Genomic DNA, 18,213 nt, shown 5'->3' with positions numbered 1-18,213 from the left:
CGGGGTGCTGAGTCGATCAATCTTTCGCGACCGGCTCGGCGTCGGACTTGCCAACGATCCCTTCGATATCCTCGATCACCTGCATAGCTGCCATCGGGCCGCCGACCGACGTCCATAGCGAGCCGTCGACCGCGCCGAAGCGCTTGCTCTGAATTGACGAGAGTTGGCGGAACGCAGCGGTCTCTTCGGCCTGACGCATGGCGTCGACGGCTTCGCCGTTGGTAGCCAAGGTGCCGATCACCAGCCAGTCGGCGTCGAGCAATTCCAGCGATTCCAGGCTGAGCGCCATGGAGTGCGTATGACCGGGGTCCTGTTGGTGCGCCGGCCGTACGAGGCCGACATCACTGGCGACGGTGCTGGCGAACGAATCCTTGAACATGTACGACGGACCCTTCGGGTTCCAGCGCACGATGCTGAAGGTTTCGCCTTGATGATCGCTCAGCCGCTCACGAGCCTCCGCGGAGCGGGCTTCGTAACGCCGCAGAAACGCCTGGGCTTCGGCATCCTTGTTCAATATATGAGCCGTGCGCTGCATGCTTTGCTGCCATGGCTGCCCCCAGTTGAAGGTGACCGCGGTCGGTGCAATCTCGTTGAGGATGGCCAGCTGCTCCGGCTTTACCGGGCCGGTAAGGATCAGATCCGGTTCCAGCTCCAGCAGCGTTTCCAGGTTGGGGTTATCGAGATCGCCAACCACTTTGATGCCGGCCGGCAGTTTGCCTTCCAGATAGCGCGGCGGCGCGGCCTGGCCACGGCCGTTGACGGTGCCTACGGGTGTCACGCCGAGGGTTAGCGCGGTATCCAGATCTATTTCGCTGAGAGTGACGACGCGCTCGGGCGTGGCTGGAGCGGTCACGCTGTTGCCAAGGGCATCTTCGATTTGGCGGTCTTCGGCATGAGCGTTGAGGACCAGCACGGCGGCAAACAGCGCGACGGTGAGGCACCAGGGGTTTGGTTTGATCATGGGGTCGTGTCCTGTTGAGCGAGTTCATGCACCGCAGGGGTGCGAATAGCGGATGGGGGAGTAGCGGAAAGCCGACGGCGACGCGGCACGATCACCGGGGCGCCGTCGCCGGGCGCGGGAAGGATGTCCACTTCGGTCTGGTAGAGGCGGTCCACCAGTTCCTTCGTCATCACCTGGCGAGCCGGGCCCATGGCCTGGATGCGGCCATCGGCGAGCGCGATCAGCTCATCGCAGTAGCGCGCGGCGATGCCTAGATCGTGGATGACGATCAGCACGGTGCGGCCTTCGGTGGCGATCCGATGCACCGCTTCCATCACTTCGGCCTGGTGACCGATATCCAGCGCACTGGTGGGTTCGTCGAGAAGAATCAAGTCGGTGTTCTGCGCCAGGATCATGCCCAACCAGGCACGTTGCGCCTGCCCGCCGGAGAGCGACGATGCCTGCCGTTGCCAGATGGCGTCGAGCTGCATTGCCGCGCGGGCACGCGCCACCTGGCGCGCGTCTTCCTCGCTCCACTGGTTGAACCAGCCCTGGTGCGGGTGACGGCCGTACTGCACCAACTGCTCGACACGAATACCCTCGGCCATCACCGGTCGCTGCGGCAGAAATGCCAGCTGGCGGGCCAGGCTTTTCATCGAATAGCGGGGCAGTGGCTGACCCTGGATTTCGATCTCGCCGCGTCGCAATGGCAGCTGGCGTGCCAGCAGTTTGAGCAACGTGGATTTGCCGCTGCCGTTGGGCCCGACGATGCCGATCAGCCGACCTTTGGGAAGGGAGAAGGACAGATCGTCCAGAACGACCTTGTCCTGATAGGCGAAATGTAGGTTTTGTACGCTCAGTACCGTCATCAGTCGGCCCCTCGTCTGTCCTTCAATAGCAGGCCAAGCAGCAAGATGCCGCCAAGCAGGCGCGTCATGATCCCGGTGGGAATCTCTTCCGGCTGTGCCAATACTCGCACCAGGGTGTCGCTGCCCAACAGCAGCACGGCGCCGCAGATGGCCGACAGCCAGAGCGGGGCAAGGTTATCGCGCGCGAGCCACGACGCGAGGATCGGTGCGGCCATGGCGATGAAGACGACCGGCCCGCCGATCGCCGTGCCCAGTGAAGCCACCAGAATTGCCAGGCCGAGTACGCCGAGCTGTACCAGCGGTACGCGAATGCCGAGGTTCTGCGCCGTGGCATCGCCGAACCGCAGCAGCGCCAAAGGCCGGTTGAGCAGCGCCATCAATGGGCACAACAGCAGCAATATCAGCGCGATCGGGTTGACGGTCTGGTAGCTGACGCCGGCGAAGTGGCCCATGGTCCACAGGTAAATGCTGCCCAGGTGCACCAGCGGTTGGGTGGACATGGCGAAGTCGCCCACCGCACCGAACAGTTCGGACAACGCAATGCCGATGACGATGAACAGATAACCCTGCTCGCCGGGCCGACGGCACAAGGTAAACAGCGCAGCCGCAGCCAGCATGGCGCCCAGCGGCGAGGCCCACCAGGGCCAACTGCCGAACGTGAGATAGAGGGAAAAAACCACCACTGCCAGAGAGGCGCCTTCGTTCACGCCAATCATGTCCGGCGTGGCCAGGCGATTGCGCACCAGCGTCTGGATCAGGCAACCGGCCATGCCCATGGCGAATCCCGCGACGATGGCTGCGGCGACGCGAGGTAGGCGGATCTTGAATACCATGATTTCGTTCAGCTTGCTGCCGTGCCCGAGCAGGGTCGCAAGTACGTCGCGTGTGCCCATCTGGCCCGAACCGAGGCTGATCGCAATGACCGCCAGCGTTGCCAGCACCAGCGTAAGCAAGCCGCACATCAGCCAATTGCGACGATGCAGCAACAGGCTCATGCCGCCCAGACGCAGCGCCCAAACGCCGCTGGGAGTGATCGACGCCATGCTTACCTCACCGCCAGTAATGAACGGAAGCCGCCGCGCAGCACGATGGCAATCAGCGCCGGTGCGCCCAGTGCGGCCAACAAAGTGCCGACTGGCAGCTCGAAAGGTTGCAGCAGCCAACGCGCGAGCACGTCGGCGGCCAGCAGGAACAACATGCCGAACAACGTCGAGAACAGCAGTTGACGCAGCAGCGCGACCGGTTCGATCAATCGTGCGCAGTAGGCCGCGAGGAAGCCGACGAAGCCGACCGGGCCAGCAAGGGAGATCGCGCAGGCCGTCAGCAGGGTCGAGGCAACCAGTACGCCCAGGCGCACCCAGGTGGTGTGGATGCCCAGCGCCCGCGCCTGGCTGTCGCCCATCTGCATCAACGTCAGTTGCCGGCAGAGCAGGGCAGCCAGGATCAGGCCGATCAAGGCGACCGGGGCCACAGTAGCCACGGCGTCCAGGCTGGATGCCGACAGCGAGCCAAGATTCCAGAAACGAAACTGTTCCAGCGCCACGCGGGTGCGGAGCAGCATGAAATTCGCAAGACCACCGAAAACGGCATTCAGCGCGACGCCGGCGAGGATCAGTTTCAGCGGGCTGGCCTGGCCCAGCATCAGGCCGATACCCAGCACTACGAGATTGCCCAGCAGAGCGCCGGCGCCGGACCACAGCAGATAACCACCGGTCGATTCGACGCCATAGAAAATGAGGCCGATGACCAGCCCCAGCACCGCACCGGCATTGACACCGAGCAGGCCGGGTTCGGCCAGCGGATTGCGTGTCGCGCTTTGCAACAGTGAGGCGGCAATCGCGAGACTGCCACCGACTACCAGAGCCGCCAGGGTCCGCGGCAGGCGCAGGGTTTCGACCACCATGGCGAGCTTATCGTCCGCCACGGCGAGCGGATCACCCAGCAGGTAATGCAGCACATCGATCGCGCCGTAGACGCCCGCACCCGTGCTCATCGATAGAATCAACAAGCCCAGCAGGATACCGCCGCCCCCGAGGAGCACCGCTTGCTGGTAGTTGGGAAATGCCTCATCCGTTCTGGTCATTGTCGCGCTGTAGTTCTCCAGGTAGGCCGGCGACGGTGCCGCCGGGAGCGAATGGTTAGATGTCGTAGCTGAAACCGACGAATAGCGTGCGTCCCATGAGGATGTTGTCCACCGATTGGGCAACGTCGTCGCGCTTTTCGTTGGCCAGGTTGTTGAGTCCGCCGTTGACTGTAAATTGGGAAGTGGCCTGGTACTTGGCTCCGACATTGACGACATGGAAAGCACCGCTTTCTTGACTTCCGCCAGTAGCAGGCGTGGGGAGCCATTGGCTGCCGGTATATTGGTAGTCCAGGTTTAACGCAAGATTTGACCGCGCTTGCCAGTCCAGACCGATATTGGCGACGTGTTGCGGGGTATTGATTAGCGGTGTAGCTGCATCGCGATCTTCAGCATCGGAATAGGTGTAGTTACCACGCAGTCCAAGTGCGTCGTTGAAGGCGTAGCGGCCTTGCAACTCGTAGCCCTGCACACGCGCTTTGCTGATGTTGCTATACGTCATTACGGTTGGCCGGTAACCCGCACGCCACCGGTCGCTGACAATCATGTCGTCAATTTCTGTCTGGAATAGCGTGATTCCGGCTTCAAGCCCGCCGTTCTGGTAGAGCGTGCCCAGCTCGTAACTGATGGCTGTTTCTGGTTTGAGGTCGGCATTGCCCATGACGCGGCAACCGCCCTGACACGCTGCAATGCTGTAGCTTTCATCCGATTGATAAATAGCCGGTGCTTTAAACGACTTGCCAACGCCTCCCTTGATTACCCAGTTATCGGTAAGGTTGTAAACGCCGTAGGCACGAGGACTGATCTCGCTGCCGAATACTTCATGGTTATCCCAGCGCGCCCCTAGCGTTACGTCCAGATCACCCAACGAGAATTCGTCCTGAAGATACAGGGCGGACTGATCCACATTTGTTTCTGCGCCGAGGTTCTGGTTATGGCTGAACTCGGTACGCCGGCGTTCGGCACCCAGCGTAATGAGATTGCCCGCAACGAACCCACTGATCTGTCCGTCAATCGTGTGGTTCTTTTGCTCCGCTTCTCCAACTCTTCCGGCGTTGAATTGCGTCATCAGTGCCGACGCATCGGCCAATTCAACGTCTTCGTAGTAATAGCGGACACGGGTGTCGAACCCATCCCACTTACCGTTATGGGCTAGGCCAAGGCTGGTTCGCTCCATTTCCTGGACATTCTGGACCACACCATATCTCAGGCTGGGAAACCAGTTCGCCACGCGGTCGTCCTGGCGATGCGTCACGTCGAGGTCGATCGTCTGACGCTCGTCGAGCAGCCAGCTCAGCGAGCCATAGACGCTGCCGGCCTGGCTGTGTTCGGCTGCGTCCGCATCGGGTGCGACGGTTTGGTCGGAGCGCCAGGCAGCCTGGTCGGTACCTTCGACGATTAGGTTGCCCAACAGCTTGTGCTCGATCAGCGCGCCGCTGACATAGCCGCTGGCTTTGTGGCTATCGCCTGCGTCGCCCTCGGTAGGCGTCTCGTAGGAGTAGGCCACCCCAGTCCTAGTCTGGTTGCTCGGCTGGCGGAGGATAACGTTGACCACGCCGCCTATGGCATCAGCGCCATACAGCGACGACATCGGTCCGCGAATGACCTCGATACGCTCGATCGCCGCTATCGGGATCGACGACAAATCGAAATCATTGGCGTATTCGGACGTCAGAACATCGCGCGAATTGATACGGCGGCCGTTGACCAGCAGCAGCGTGTAATCCGAATCCAGCCCGCGCAGCTTGATTTCCTGGCGGCCATAAGTGGACGACGGGTTGAGATGCACGCCCGGCAGGTATTTCACCGCGTCGGCCAGGTTGTAGACCGGCCTCTTTTCCAGCTCTTCGCGGGTCACGACCGACACGCTGGCCGGGGCGCTGAGTTCGCTATGCGCCGTCTGGGTCGCGGTGATGACTTGCTGCTCCAGTGCCATGGGCTCGTTCGCCAGGGCGGCGAACGGCAGAAGGCTGGCCAGGACGGTCAGGGACAGGTGACGAGGGCGGCCAATGCCCCGGTTGCTTACGATAGTCATAGCATGCTCCGTTGCTGCTCGATGTTTTCGAAATGGACTCATCACGTATCCCTCGGCGGTTCATCCCGCCTGTTGTTCTGCTGTCGCTGTCGGGTTCGCATCGCGCTGTTTGATGCCGTGGATCAGGTACAGCACGCCCAAACCGGCCACGATGCCCAGCACTGCGTAGAGCGCCGCCAGCTCTTCGAAGCCGAGTAGTTGATGCTGTGGCCCGTCGGTCAGATAGCGCGCCGAAATCAGGCTGCCGAAGCCGGCCGCGACATTTGAAACCGTTCCCTGAAACGCCATGAACGCGGCGCGCTGATGGGCCGGTGGTATGCCAGCCGCGATGGTCATGGTGCTGTTGCTACGTACGGCGCTCAGCGCCATGAACAGGGTGAAAATGACGTACAGAGAAACGCCCACCGGCCATGCGAAACCAAGCAAGGTCACCAGCGCGAGGCTGCCGCTACTGACCAGCACGACCGTCACGGCACTGCCGCGGTCGATCCAGGCACCGCCAATACGCATCGCCGCGATACTCGCCAACCCGCCGAGCAGATAGAGCAAGCCCAGGTTTTCGCGAGGAAAGTCCACGTTGAATTGAAAGTAGGTAGCGAAGTGCGGAACCAAGAGGAAATGTCCGAACATCTGCAACATGGTGATAGCCAGCGCCGCCATGCACAGGCGCGAAGCGAGCAGCGGTCTGACCGAGCCCGAGGGCCAATGAGCCGCAGACGGTGACGGAAAGAACAGCTGACAAAGCAGCGCCAGAATCAATCCGGTGCCGCCGAGCAGCACGAAGGGGGTCGTCCAGCTCCAGCGCATCGAGCATTCCAGCGCGAGCGGGATGACCAGAATCGCAGCCAGGGAAAACCCCATGCCGATGTAGGCAAGCTTTCGGCCGCGTTCGGCGGGCGGAATCAGGTCCAGCATCGTGGCCATCAAAATCGCGCCCATGGGTCCGGCGACCAGACCGGAGAGAATGAACAGCGCAATCAGTTGAGTCGGGTAGGTCGCCAGCGCGCAGCTGAGCAGCAAGGCAAAACGCAGCACCAGCAAGACGATCAGCGCGCGTTTTCGGTCGAAGCGATCCAGCCACGGCGCTGCGATAAAGGCACTCAGGGCGGCGGCAAGGGTGGCGCCGCCACTGATATAGCCGATGTGGCTGGCCTCCATTCCCAAGTGGCGCACCAGATCCGGACCCAGCGGCATGACCATCATCAGGCTGCCCAGCGACAACATGTTGATCAGCATCGCAAGGTGGACGGCGATCCTCGACTGGTCGGCAATATTCATAAGGTGCGGCACGCTCTATTGGCAGGCGGGCAGCATCCTAAGGGATGGCGAACGCTATATCAAACACAAATCGTTCGCATTTAAATTTTTGATTGTAGATATGTATCGCTTGGATGAATCACGGTGCGGCAGAGAACAGCCCCGTCGTAGACCTCGCCGGGACGACCGGATCTGTGAGGCTTTCCCGCCTCTTTCTCCGCCAGCGAAGCGTGGGCTACTCAAAAACAAAAGGCCTGACACAGGATGTGCCAGGCCTTCGGTGGAGCGCTGCGAAACGGAAGTTACATCGGTTCGCCAATGGCCGCGCAGGTGTTCGGTGTTGCGGCGTGCTTTCTTAGAACTGGCAGCTGAGGTTGCTCTGCACCTCCCGATACGTCCAGCGCCAGGATGTACTTGCCCCACCAGGGACCGGCGGCCCAGTAGGTGAGCGGTACGCAGTTTTCTCGCAGGTAGCCCAGCAGATTGTCCATCGCGACGATCGCATCGGGCGCATAGCCCGGTACGCCCATCTCACCGATGAAGCCGCGAAGATTGTTCGTTCGCAGCCAGTCCACGAATGGCTTGGCGCGGTTAATGCCCAGATCCGGTGCGAAGGTTTCGGTCTTGTCGGCGTACATGCCCGAGGTGTCGCGGTCGAGGTACATGTGCGCTTCGAAGATCAGGTTGTTCTGCGGGTCGCGCATCCACGGGTCGGCAATGAGCTGGGTGTTGGACTGCGGCCAGTGCCATGCGCTGGAGAATCGATCACCGGCGACATAGATCCAGTTGGTCTTGTCCACCGTGCGGATCGCCTTGGAGGCGGCCAGCGCTGCTTCAGGCCAGAGCCCTTTGGTGTTCGGCTCGTTCATCAGGCCATAACCGCTCAACGCGGGATGGTTTCCGACTTTCAGTGCGATTCGCTTCCAAGCATTGGCGAACGACTTGATCGGTACGTTTTCGGAGCCGATCGGCTGCTTGTAGTAGCGGTAATAGTTGTGCATGTCGAGCACGACCTTGACGCCGTGCTTCTGCGCGAAATCGAGCGATTGGGTGAGCAAAGCCAATTGCGCGGCGTCCAACTCGGTATCCAGTTGCGGCTGTATACGCTCCCAGAGGAACGGCAGGCGAACCAGCTTCAACCCTTGCTCTGCGTATTTCTTGTAGTACGACTCGGCCGGATAGATGTAGTTGGTGCCGTGCTTGCCGGGCAGAACCGAAGGTCCGAAAGCGGCACCGGAAAGCGCAACGCCCACCAGTTGCACGGGTTCGTTCGCTGTGAGCGCTGCATCTGCGATCGGATCGGGAGACAACGCTGGGTGGGATGCCGGAGCAGCTACCAGGCTGAGCTTGTTCGGATAGCCAATGATGTTGCCGTCGAGCACGGGACCGTCCATGAATACGGTCAATGCGCCGCTCGCCGGTTTGACTGACGTGACGGTGCGTACCTGGCCGTCCGCCGTGCGGACCGATGCGCCGATGACGAAGGCTGCGCTGTTCTTCGCGGTAGCAGCGACCGAAACACCGGCCGATGCTCGCCAGGAGCCGTTCAGCCAATAGCTGTTGGTGAACTTGTTGATCAGCGCGGCATGGCTTGGCGCAGCGGCCGGCGGGCTTTCCGGTGCGGTGACAACCGGCGTCGAACTTGCCACCTTGCTGACGCTGAGTCGGTTGGGATAACCGATCACGCTGCCGTCTAGTACCGGTCCCGTCAGGAAGACAGTCAGCGCGCCGCTGGCGGGCTTGACCGAGGTGACGGTGCGTATCTGACCATCAGCCGTTCGCACCGAGGTGCCAACACGAAAAGCGGCGAGGTTCTGCTCTGTGGCAGCGACCGAAACGCCAGCCGATGCGCGCCAGGAACCGTTCTGCCAATAGTTGTTGGTGAACTTGTTAATCAGCGCCGAGTAGGAGAACCCCGAGGTGCTGGTGCTGCCAACGGATGCCGCGCTGACATTGCTATTAGGGAAAAAGCTCAGCAATGCGGCCAGGGCGATTGCAGACATGAGGCCTTTACGGGCGCTCGGAAAAATTGTGACGGACATTTCGGCTCACCGTGACTATGAACGTCCAAACGCGATACACGGGACGTAGTGACAGGGAGGTTGATCAATAAGAGGGGCTGCCCAAGGGGCGAATTTCCACAAAAGACCGAACCAGAGGCGAGACGGAACCCAAGTGGCTCTTCGTTTCGCTGGCGCTTTTATAATTTGTTTTTCTAATGATTAAAACAGTAAAGGACTGAATAACGGCGCCAACAAATTGTCTTTTTAAGCGGATGGTAATGTTTGTCGTCCTTGATTAGGCAGTTCCATAGGCCAATGCTGCATAGGTCGCGCCTCTTGAAGTTCGAGGCGCCATTTTTTTGAACAACACGCCGTGACTATTCGTTTCGGTTTCCGACAAGTGGTTGGAACTATTCGAGCTGGCAGCGCCATGTCTTGTTTCGCTATCGATTCCTCATCGAAGCTACGAAGGGGTTATGTCGGATAGAGCCGGGCTTTGTAACGCTTGTATTGCGTTCCGGCTTCGGGCAGGGTCGATGCCAGCTCTCTAGCTGCGGAGTGAACCCATGTCAGACCTTTTTCCTAGTGTCGATCCTGATGGATTGATTGAATACTCGGTCGTGTACACCGACCGTTCGCTGAACCATATGTCCCGGTCGTTCCAGGCCGTCATGAACGATATCTCCACCACGCTCAAATCCGTCTACAACGCCCACGCGGTTGCCGTCGTGCCGGGCAGCGGTACGTTTGGCATGGAGGCGGTGGTGCGCCAGCTGGCGCATGGCCGCAAATGTCTGGTGATTCGAAATGGCTGGTTCAGTTACCGCTGGACGCAGATTTTCGACATGGGTGGGATGCCCGCATCGTCCACCGTGCTCAAAGCGCGACCACAGAGCCAGGCATCCCAGGCTGCATTCATCCCGCCACCGATAGATGAGGTAATTGCGACCATTGCGGCGCAGAAGCCGGATCTTGTATTTGCCCCTCATGTGGAAACCTCGTCAGGGATGATCCTGCCGGACAACTATCTACGTGCGGTGGCAGATGCTGTGCATGCGGTTGGTGGGTTGTTCGTTCTTGATTGCATCGCCTCCGGCGCGCTATGGGTTGACATGCAGGCAAGCGGAGTGGATGTGCTGATCAGTGCACCGCAGAAAGGTTGGAGCGCTTCGCCTTGCTGTGCGCTGGTGATGCTCAGCCAGGCTGCGCAGTCTCGTGTCGAAGCGACTCAGAGCAGCAGCTTCGCCTGCGATCTCAAGAAATGGCTGCAGATCATGCAGGCTTACGAGCAGGGCGGGCATGCCTATCACGCGACCCTCCCCAGTGACGCTCTGATGCGTTTTCGGGACGTCATGCTGGAAACACGGGATTACGGCTTCGACGCCCTTCGTGCCGACCAGTTGGAGCTGGGCCGGCGGGTGAGGGTGTTGCTGGCTGAAAAAGGATTCAGAAGCGTTGCGGCGGAGGGCTTCGAGGCGCCGGGCGTGGTGGTTTGCTACACCACCGACAGCGAAATCAGGAGCGGCAGCAAGTTCGCTGCGCAAGGTCTGCAGATTGCCGCGGGCGTCCCCCTGCAATGCGACGAGCCAACCGACTTTCAGACCTTCCGCATTGGCCTGTTCGGATTGGAAAAGCTGAGAAACCTGGACCGTACCGTCGAAATTCTCCGGCGCGCGCTGAACAAGATTCTCGGAGTGGATCGTTGATCCGCTGACATCAAACGTCGCCGCGTGTCGCCATGGCTGGATGTGACATGACGGTGACGGCACTGTTGTTCGATCCGTTGGCGTTAACGGAACTCTCAAAAAAAATCGCTGTAACCGGCGTGCTAGACACATTAATGACACAAAAATATGGTTGCGCATGCGCGCAGGGTAGCTACGCTGAAGCTTGTACAAGGCGATTAAAACAACAAAGAGGGGCTCAGTATGATCAACAACCAGAATGCTCAGGTCGTTGCACTCGAATTGTGGCGCTTCTGTGCACATTGCATGGCCATACTCGTCGTCGTTGGAGCTGTACTGATCGGGTTCCTTGGATCCTGGGACCTCGCGCTCAAGGTGGGCGTGCTGCCACTACTGGCCCTCGTGGCCGCAGACGTACTGGCCAAGCGCAAAGAACAGGAAATTCTGCTTCGAAACTTCTGATCCCTTGATCACCCTGCGCAAACCGACACGGGGCTTGCGCAGGGTCAACGAGTCTGAGCGCAAGCCCAGCCGGGCATAGACTCAAACAGTGATTCCTTCTCCTGCGCCAATCCCAAATCTCAAAAATCCAGTACCGATTAGTCAGCCTTGCAGGCCGCCACGGCATCAGGAGTCAACGCTGTCCGCCAGATAATCGGTGTAGTAATCCAGAGCGGCAAGATTCTTGTCTTTGGCCTCGAACATCATGTCGAAGCGGTCGAGGAATTCGCGAGCGTACTGGTTGGTCCAGTGATTCCACATACGCTTGCTGTGGCCATAGAGGTCGCGCTTGCTGATGTGTTGAAGCAGGGCCGGCATCTCCAACTTCTGTTCCGGTGAAAAGCCACGCTCAATCAGGCTTTCGGGCGGCTGTGAGTAGTGCATGGCTGGGCGCACACCGCGCCAGCTGTCGATGATTCGGGCGACGCGTGGGTCATGCGGGTCGATGTAGCGTTCTTCATTGATCCAGCAGTGATGGATGTCTAGCACCACCGGCGCGAGGTCTGCGAGTTGCAAACAGTCGTCGACCCCATAGGTCTTTTCTTCATTCTCGAAGGTGATGCAGTTTCGCGCTTCCTGCGACAGGCGCGGCCAGACCGCGCGAATCCCATCGACGCCCAGCCGCCCGGCGATATGCACGTTGCACTTGAAGTCCTGAAACTGCCGGCCGAAGCCCATCATGCGGATCATGTCGGCGTGGTATTCGAACTCCGCCAGGCTGTTTTCCACAACCTGCGGCTTGTCCGATCCGAGCACACAATATTGCCCTGGGTGTAACGAGAGGCGGATGCCCAGCGCCCGAGCGCAGTCGCCGATCTGCGCAAAACCCTTCTCGATCACATTTCGCACATCGGTCTGGCGATAGAAATCGACTGCTTCTGGATGACTGTAGAAGGGCAGCAGATCGCTGCTCAGACGCAGCATGTGCAGCTGGTCCGGCAGCGTCCCGACGTACTCGAGTAGCCGCAGCTGCGCAGCTAGGTTGTGTTCGATGATGCCGTTCAGTTTTTCGCGAGCCGCGTCCTGCGTCACGCTGTTGAGCCAGCGCAACGTGGTCGAACGTGGGTTGAAGGCACGCTCGATGGCCTCCAGCTCCTTTAGCGATTCACTGTGGCCAGGATGGCGATACATGCAGGCGAAACCGATTCTGTGCATAGATACCGGAGCAGCCGCTTATAGGGATGGGGATTTCATTTAGTGACCCGTACGCGCGCAGAGGTGCGGAGCAACCGACGAACGCATCGCGTCAATTTGCGTTGAGAAGCCAGCCGCCTGCGAAAAACCCTTACCATATCAGCCACTTGTTCATGTCTGGTTGATCGTCATGTTGTCTGCCGTCAAACGCTACAAGCGCCTGGTTTCGGGAGCATTGGCGCGCTGCTTTCCTCGAACCTCGGCCTATTTGCAATCGGAAGAAGAGCTGATCCTGCACCGTTGGCCCGGCTCCGCTCCCAAACAGGCCGGCAAGCGAGTCGCCAAACACACCGGCAAGCCGCCCGCCGCAGTCGGTCGCAAGGTCAAGCAAGCAGATGCAACCGCCAAACCCAGAGCGAAACCCCGCAAGCCCGCCAGCGAAGGCATCTACGGGCCGGCGAAACTGCCGGTCGAAGATCAGCAGATCCAGGCGATGCGCCTGCGGGTTGGTCGCGCGGTCGACGCCGGGGTGATCTGCGCGCCGTCCGAGGAACAATGGGCGATGATCCTCAGCGACAGCCCGGTAACGCGGATCTTCGCCGGTGCCGGCTCGGGCAAATCCACCACGCTGGTGCTGCGCGTGGTGTTCATGCTCTGTCATCTCGAGATCCCACCGGAGCGGCTGACGGTGATTTCCTTCACCAATGCCTCCTGCATGCAGCTGCGCGAGCAGTTGGTGCGGGTGCTCGGCTACTGGAACTTCGAGTTCGACCCCGCCAGCGCGCGCCAATGCGTACGAACCTTCCATTCGGCCATGGCGGTGCTGGCCAAGGACGTGCTGGGCAAGCCGATCTGGTTCGAGCAGCTTGACGAAAAGGGCGCGTCGCCCACCGAGCTGGATAACCCGCTGGCCGCCTCGCGTTTGCGGCCGGGACAGCAGCGGTTGCTGAAGCAGGCCTATCAGAGCTGCTATGCCGAAGAGGAAGGCTTCCGGACACTGGTGCACCAGTTACTCGATCTGCCGTCGCCGGTTGCAGATCAGCGCAAAACGCCAAAAGCGCCGCTGGATGCGTTCAAGCTGACTGGCGAATTCGTCGCTGTCCCGCTGTTCGAGGCGTTTTATGCGCAGGCGGGTTTCATCGAGAGCATCGGCATCCGTATTGAACAGATGCAGACCAGTCGGATGGCCAGCTCGGAACGTGAATGCAGGTTCATCGATGCCCTGGTCCTGTTCTGGAAGCATTTCCAGGCAGCACTGCAGGCGCAGGGGCTGATGACCTTCAACGGCGCGTTTCAGCAGCTTACGCAGCGTCTGGCGGCGGGCGGGAAGGGTGCGTCCGCCGAAGCATTGGCGCCCTTCAGTCATTTGCTGATCGACGAGTTTCAGGACATCTCGCCGCAGATCGTTCAATGGCTTCAGGCGTTGCACCGGTCGTTGGCTGGCCTGGCCGAGCCGGTCAGTCTGATGGCTATCGGTGACGACTGGCAGTCGATTTACGGCTGGCGCGGCAGTTCGCCAGAGCTGTTCATGGATTTCGACAAATACTTCCCCAGCAAGGGCGCGTCGAAGAAGAGCCAGGTGCTGATGCTGGAAACCAACTATCGCTCCATCGAACCGATCATTCGCGATGGTGAGGCGGTACTGGCTGGCGTCCAGTTCAAGCAGGACAAAACCAGCAAGGCCGGCAAGGTCACTCAGCCGGGCGATCACGGTGTGAAATTGATAACAGGCTTCGATGTGAAGGCGCGATTGCCCGAGCTGGTTCGAGAGGTCAAGGCGCAGTGCGAGCACGTCGCGACGCGGCTAGAGGCCGATCGCAACGCTGTGCTGGTGCTCAGTCGACGCAACGAGCCGTTGCGCGCCATTCAGGCCGAGCTGGACAAGAAGCTACCGGTCAAGACCTACACCATTCACCGTGCCAAAGGCTTGCAGGCGGAGGTCGCGATCATCGTCGATGACTGCTTACCGCCGGAAAAGCACCCGCTGCGCAACGCGTTGTACGCCTATTCAGGTTTTTTCCGAAACAGCTATGACCAGGCCATGGCCGACGAGAGCCTGCGCCTGGCTTACGTGGCGATCACCCGTGGCGTCAGTCGCGTCCTATGGTTCACCCAGAAAACCCAAGGCGCAACGCGTCTGCTGAAGTCACGAAGAAAAGCGCTCTGATCGATCAAACATCGCTCGCGTCATCAGTTGCGGTTAGGTTTGGTCTTGGCGATGAACGCCGAAGACGGAGGGTGAATGCATGTTGACGCTGTGGGGTCGAAATAACTCGACCAATGTGAAGAAGGCGCTCTGGTGCCTCGAAGAGCTTGGTGTTCCCTATACCCGCATCGATGCGGGAGGCGCCTTCGGCGTGGTGGGTGGAGCCGAGTACCTTGCGAAGAATCCGAATCGCCTGGTGCCATGTCTTGAAGACGGCGAGCTGGTGCTGTGGGAATCGAATACCATCGTTCGCTACCTCGCCGCACAGTATGGCGAGGGCACGCTATGGAATACCGATCCGCGTCAGCGCGCCGGGGCGGATAAATGGATGGACTGGACGACTTCAGCCCTGGCCACGCCCTTCCGCCCGCTGTTCTGGAACATCGTGCGTACCGCCCCGGAAAAGCGGGATATGGACGCCGTGCAAGCAGCGTTGGCTGAATGTGGCAAGCTGCTCGCCATTGTCGATCGAGCCTTGGCCGAACAGCCGTATCTATCGGGTGAATCATTGGGCATGGGCGATATCCCGCTAGGTTGCTTCGCCTACGCCTGGTTCGAGATGCCCATCGAGCGGCCGGACCTGCCGCACCTGCGGCACTGGTATGAGCGGCTGCAACAGCGGCCGGCATATCAGACGGCGGTGATTACGCCATTGACCTGACAGGTTCAGCGACTGCCAGACTCGCTGTCAAGCCAGTCGAAGAAGGCCTTGACCGGCGGGTGCCGCTCACGGCCCGGTACGCAGAGTGCTGTGTAGTTTGCGCCGGGCACCGTGATCTCGGTGCGGTAGGGCTGCAGCAGTCCCATCGCCAGACTTTGTGAGACCAACACATTGCTCGCCAGCACCAGGCCTTGCCCGGCTATGGCGGCCTGCAGGGCGTAATGCTCTTCGTCATATTCGCGCAGTTCGGTGCGCTCCAGCCATGACTCGCCAGCCGCTTCGCACCAGGCTTTCCAGCTGCGGTCGTAAAGCTGCGAGTTGCGCCAGCGCACGGTAATCAGCGTCAGCCGCATCGGATCGAAGGAGGCAAGCAGACCCGGTGCGCCATAAACGCCGAAGCATTCATCGAGCAGGCACTGGCTGTGCAGGGTGGGGTGGTCGCCGTAGCCATAGCGGATCACCAGATCGATGCTGGCATCCTGATGCAGATCGAGCAGCTCGGTGCTGGTTTCGACGCGTACCTTGATGCCGGGGTGCGCCTGATAAAAGCGACCAAGGCGTGGGATCAGCCAGAGCGCCGCGAAGGCTGGTGTGGTGGACAGGGTCAGGCTGCCAGTACTCGGTTGTGGACGCAGTTGATCGACCGTCTGCACGACGTCGAGCAGCGCCCCGTGCAGGCTGCGAAACAGCCGCTCGCCGCACTCGGTCAGGCGCACGCCTCGAGCCATCCGCTGGAACAGCGGCACACCCAGCCATCCTTCGAGCGATTTGATCTGATGCGACACCGCCGTGGGCGTGACGGCGAGCTCCTCGGCCGCCGCCTTGAAGCTTTGCAGCCGCGCGGCGGATTCGAAAGTGCGCAATGCGGTGAGCGGCAGGTTTGCAAACATCGAACACCTCAGGTGAATTAATTTCATTCGGCAAGAGTATTGCTCATTTGTAGCCGTTTGCTGCTGCCAATAAGGTTGGCTCCGTCAGCTGCATGGTGCGGCATGAGGAGACAGAGATGAAAAGAATTCTAGCCATACAGGGCAGCCCGCGCGGTGAGCGTTCGCATTCACGGCGCTTGCTCGACCACTTTCTTCAGGCCCTGGCTGCCGAGCAGCGCGATATCGTGATCTCCCGGCGGGAAGTGGGGCGTATCGCGCTGCCGCCGGTTACCGAGGGCTGGGTAGCCGCGGCTTTTAGCGCGCCACACGCACGCACACCAGCGATGCATGCCGATTTGGCGCTCAGCGACGAGTTGGTCGACGAGCTTCTCGCCACGGACCGCCTGGTCATTGCGGCGCCTATGTACAATTTCGGAGTTCCCAGCGGCGTGAAGGCCTGGATTGACCAAATCGTCCGCATCGGTCGCACCTTCGATTTCACTCCCGAGGACCCGATAAACCAGTACAAGCCGAGAGTCCTTGGCAAACGCGGCCTGATCGTGACCACGCGGGGTGATCGCGGCTACGGCCCGGAGGGTGTGAACGCATGCCTCAATCATGCCGATACCCATCTGCGCGATGTGCTCGGGTTGATTGGCATTACCGATGTCGAGGTGGTTGCGGTGGAGAACGACGAATTCGGCGGGCTGGCTTTCGCGGATTCATACCAGGCGGCAGAGCGACGAATGGCCGAGCTGGCGATGGACTTCTGATGGCCAGCAGCTGGTATTTCTCTTGCTGGCGGCCGGCTTCGAGGTGCTGTTCGCGATGTCGATGAAGTACGCCGAGGGTTTCACTCGGCTACTTCCCAGCGGGCTGGTGGTGGTCGCGGCGAGCGCGGGTATCTACTTCCTGACCCTGGCGCTGCGCGATCTGCCGGTCAGCATCGCCTATCCGATCTGGACCGGTATCGGCACGCTGGGCACGGTATTGCTGGGCGCCTTGCTGCTGGGCGAGGCGTTGACGCCGCTGAAACTCCTGTCGGTCGCGTTGATCGTGGCGGGGATAGTCGGGCTCAAGTAGCCCGCAGTCGGGACGGTCGATTTCAGGGCCGAGGGCTCCCAAACGCCTGTTGGATGAGTTCAGGCAGCTTTTCACCGGCTGGACCGGCCAGCGCGTATTCCCGTTCGGCATGGCTGGCTCTGGCTTGAGGGTTTACATGGATGACGGTCGCGCCGGCGCGCCAGGCCAGCCCTGGCACTTCTGCCGCAGGGTAGACCAGCCCGGAGGTGCCTACCGATATCAGCACATCACAGTGTTGCGCCGCTGCGAATGCGGCATTCAGCGGGTCGAGCGGAAGGCTTTCGCCAAACCAGACCACGCCGGGGCGCAACAGCCCATCGCAGAGCGCGCACTGAGGTGGCTGCACTCGACGACCGCCTTCCGGCTCGTCGGGCATGCCAAGCGAATCGCTTGAGACTTCTCCGCACGTGAAACAGCGCGGCCTATGCAAGCTACCATGAAGATGAATGACCTCAGCGCTGCCGGCGCGCTCATGCAGATCGTCGACGTTCTGGGTGATCAGCGTAAGGCGCGGTACATACCGGCTCAGCTCGGCGATGGCTCGGTGTGCCGGGTTCGGCTGAGCCTGCAGAACCTTCATGCGGCGCCATTCGTACCAGCCCCAGACCAGTTCGGGGTCCGCACTGAAGGCCTCGGACGTAGCCAGGGCAGCGGCATCAAAGCGCTCCCAGAGTCCGGTCAGCGAGTCGCGGAACGTCGGGATGCCGCTCTCAGCCGACACGCCTGCGCCTGTGAACACCACAGTGTGGCGTGCGTTGCGTACGGCTTCGATAAGCGGGGCTGGAATCATGAGTCTGGCTCCTGTGGCCGAAGATTCTGCGAGCCTCAATCAATAACATCCGAAGCACTTGAGAACTAGCTCCAGGGTTGCGTTCATCGCTCTAGTCCAT

The 18,213-nt window shown here is 60.6% G+C and carries 16 protein-coding genes; 6 read left to right on the top strand and 10 right to left on the bottom strand.

All coding sequences use genetic code 11. From position 1 onward, the window contains the following. Window positions 1–16 precede the first annotated feature (16 nt). From NA647_RS15215 to NA647_RS15185, 7 genes are all read right to left on the bottom strand, one after another. Window positions 17–961 (bottom strand): iron-siderophore ABC transporter substrate-binding protein, encoded by a 945-nt coding sequence (locus NA647_RS15215; RefSeq protein ID WP_256058464.1) that lies wholly within the window; start codon window positions 959–961, stop codon window positions 17–19. Then, on the bottom strand, window positions 958–1,809 hold the full coding sequence (locus tag NA647_RS15210; protein ID WP_256058463.1) for an ABC transporter ATP-binding protein: 852 nt from the start codon (window positions 1,807–1,809) through the stop codon (window positions 958–960). Before NA647_RS15210 ends, NA647_RS15215 begins: the two co-directional genes overlap by 4 nt. Further along, window positions 1,809–2,852, bottom strand: a complete 1,044-nt coding sequence (locus tag NA647_RS15205) for a FecCD family ABC transporter permease (protein ID WP_256058462.1) — start codon at window positions 2,850–2,852, stop codon at window positions 1,809–1,811. The genes NA647_RS15210 and NA647_RS15205 overlap by 1 nt, the downstream gene beginning before the upstream one ends. Before the next feature lie 2 nt (window positions 2,853–2,854). Further along, a complete protein-coding gene (locus NA647_RS15200) occupies window positions 2,855–3,892 on the bottom strand; it encodes a FecCD family ABC transporter permease (protein ID WP_256058461.1) in 1,038 nt (345 codons plus the stop codon). Between the two features lie 55 nt (window positions 3,893–3,947). Then, window positions 3,948–5,924 (bottom strand): TonB-dependent receptor domain-containing protein, encoded by a 1,977-nt coding sequence (locus tag NA647_RS15195; RefSeq protein WP_256058460.1) that lies wholly within the window; start codon window positions 5,922–5,924, stop codon window positions 3,948–3,950. Window positions 5,925–5,984: 60 nt separating this feature from the next. Continuing rightward, complete coding sequence (locus NA647_RS15190; protein ID WP_256058459.1) at window positions 5,985–7,202, bottom strand: MFS transporter; 1,218 nt, start codon at window positions 7,200–7,202, stop codon at window positions 5,985–5,987. A 281-nt stretch (window positions 7,203–7,483) separates the two neighbouring features. After that, on the bottom strand, window positions 7,484–9,223 hold the full coding sequence (locus NA647_RS15185) for a glycoside hydrolase family 5 protein (protein WP_256058458.1): 1,740 nt from the start codon (window positions 9,221–9,223) through the stop codon (window positions 7,484–7,486). Window positions 9,224–9,750: 527 nt separating this feature from the next. Between NA647_RS15185 and NA647_RS15180 the strand changes: the two genes are divergently transcribed. Next, on the top strand, window positions 9,751–10,890 hold the full coding sequence (locus tag NA647_RS15180) for an aminotransferase class V-fold PLP-dependent enzyme (RefSeq protein WP_256058457.1): 1,140 nt from the start codon (window positions 9,751–9,753) through the stop codon (window positions 10,888–10,890). Between the two features lie 222 nt (window positions 10,891–11,112). Next, on the top strand, window positions 11,113–11,331 hold the full coding sequence (locus tag NA647_RS15175) for a hypothetical protein (RefSeq protein WP_256058456.1): 219 nt from the start codon (window positions 11,113–11,115) through the stop codon (window positions 11,329–11,331). Between the two features lie 165 nt (window positions 11,332–11,496). Here the strand turns inward: NA647_RS15175 and uvsE are convergent, their stop codons facing one another. Beyond that, entirely contained in the window at window positions 11,497–12,525 is a 1,029-nt protein-coding gene (uvsE, locus tag NA647_RS15170; RefSeq protein ID WP_256058455.1) for a UV DNA damage repair endonuclease UvsE, read from the bottom strand. Between the two features lie 169 nt (window positions 12,526–12,694). On the opposite strand from uvsE, the gene NA647_RS15165 reads away from it, so the two are divergent. Continuing rightward, window positions 12,695–14,671 carry a DEAD/DEAH box helicase gene (locus NA647_RS15165; protein WP_256058454.1) on the top strand — a complete coding sequence of 659 codons (1,977 nt, stop codon included), beginning with the start codon at window positions 12,695–12,697 and terminating at the stop codon, window positions 14,669–14,671. A 79-nt stretch (window positions 14,672–14,750) separates the two neighbouring features. Next, window positions 14,751–15,371 carry a glutathione S-transferase gene (locus NA647_RS15160; protein WP_256058453.1) on the top strand — a complete coding sequence of 207 codons (621 nt, stop codon included), beginning with the start codon at window positions 14,751–14,753 and terminating at the stop codon, window positions 15,369–15,371. 5 nt (window positions 15,372–15,376) lie between these two features. Here NA647_RS15160 and NA647_RS15155 read toward each other — a convergent pair whose 3' ends face one another. Beyond that, the gene (locus NA647_RS15155; protein ID WP_256058452.1) at window positions 15,377–16,261 is read right to left on the bottom strand and encodes a LysR substrate-binding domain-containing protein; all 885 of its coding nucleotides are present in this window, start codon (window positions 16,259–16,261) and stop codon (window positions 15,377–15,379) included. 116 nt (window positions 16,262–16,377) lie between these two features. Here NA647_RS15155 and NA647_RS15150 point away from each other — a divergent pair, with 116 nt between their 5' ends. After that, window positions 16,378–17,013 (top strand): FMN-dependent NADH-azoreductase, encoded by a 636-nt coding sequence (locus tag NA647_RS15150; protein WP_256058451.1) that lies wholly within the window; start codon window positions 16,378–16,380, stop codon window positions 17,011–17,013. 10 nt (window positions 17,014–17,023) lie between these two features. After that, the gene (locus NA647_RS15145) at window positions 17,024–17,323 is read left to right on the top strand and encodes a DMT family transporter (protein WP_256058491.1); all 300 of its coding nucleotides are present in this window, start codon (window positions 17,024–17,026) and stop codon (window positions 17,321–17,323) included. A 22-nt stretch (window positions 17,324–17,345) separates the two neighbouring features. Here NA647_RS15145 and NA647_RS15140 read toward each other — a convergent pair whose 3' ends face one another. Then, a complete protein-coding gene (locus NA647_RS15140; protein ID WP_256058450.1) occupies window positions 17,346–18,113 on the bottom strand; it encodes an SIR2 family NAD-dependent protein deacylase in 768 nt (255 codons plus the stop codon). Window positions 18,114–18,213 lie beyond the last annotated feature (100 nt).

Origin of the sequence: Stutzerimonas stutzeri (assembly GCF_024448985.1) — a bacterium.
Taxonomy (GTDB): domain Bacteria; phylum Pseudomonadota; class Gammaproteobacteria; order Pseudomonadales; family Pseudomonadaceae; genus Stutzerimonas; species Stutzerimonas stutzeri_AP.
Note: the sequence above shows the minus strand (reverse complement) of the source record. Positions and strands in the feature narration are given on the sequence as shown.

Bases quoted from the DNA above. Each gene is read 5' to 3' on its own strand.
- NA647_RS15215 (WP_256058464.1), bottom strand. From the start codon at position 961: ATGATCAAACCAAACCCCTGGTGCCTCACCGTCGCGCTGTTTGCCGCC.
- NA647_RS15210 (WP_256058463.1), bottom strand. From the start codon at position 1,809: ATGACGGTACTGAGCGTACAAAACCTACATTTCGCCTATCAGGACAAG.
- NA647_RS15205 (WP_256058462.1), bottom strand. From the start codon at position 2,852: ATGGCGTCGATCACTCCCAGCGGCGTTTGGGCGCTGCGTCTGGGCGGC.
- NA647_RS15200 (WP_256058461.1), bottom strand. From the start codon at position 3,892: ATGACCAGAACGGATGAGGCATTTCCCAACTACCAGCAAGCGGTGCTC.
- NA647_RS15195 (WP_256058460.1), bottom strand. From the start codon at position 5,924: ATGACTATCGTAAGCAACCGGGGCATTGGCCGCCCTCGTCACCTGTCC.
- NA647_RS15190 (WP_256058459.1), bottom strand. From the start codon at position 7,202: ATGAATATTGCCGACCAGTCGAGGATCGCCGTCCACCTTGCGATGCTG.
- NA647_RS15185 (WP_256058458.1), bottom strand. From the start codon at position 9,223: ATGTCCGTCACAATTTTTCCGAGCGCCCGTAAAGGCCTCATGTCTGCA.
- NA647_RS15180 (WP_256058457.1), top strand. From the start codon at position 9,751: ATGTCAGACCTTTTTCCTAGTGTCGATCCTGATGGATTGATTGAATAC.
- NA647_RS15175 (WP_256058456.1), top strand. From the start codon at position 11,113: ATGATCAACAACCAGAATGCTCAGGTCGTTGCACTCGAATTGTGGCGC.
- uvsE (WP_256058455.1), bottom strand. From the start codon at position 12,525: ATGCACAGAATCGGTTTCGCCTGCATGTATCGCCATCCTGGCCACAGT.
- NA647_RS15165 (WP_256058454.1), top strand. From the start codon at position 12,695: ATGTTGTCTGCCGTCAAACGCTACAAGCGCCTGGTTTCGGGAGCATTG.
- NA647_RS15160 (WP_256058453.1), top strand. From the start codon at position 14,751: ATGTTGACGCTGTGGGGTCGAAATAACTCGACCAATGTGAAGAAGGCG.
- NA647_RS15155 (WP_256058452.1), bottom strand. From the start codon at position 16,261: ATGTTTGCAAACCTGCCGCTCACCGCATTGCGCACTTTCGAATCCGCC.
- NA647_RS15150 (WP_256058451.1), top strand. From the start codon at position 16,378: ATGAAAAGAATTCTAGCCATACAGGGCAGCCCGCGCGGTGAGCGTTCG.
- NA647_RS15140 (WP_256058450.1), bottom strand. From the start codon at position 18,113: ATGATTCCAGCCCCGCTTATCGAAGCCGTACGCAACGCACGCCACACT.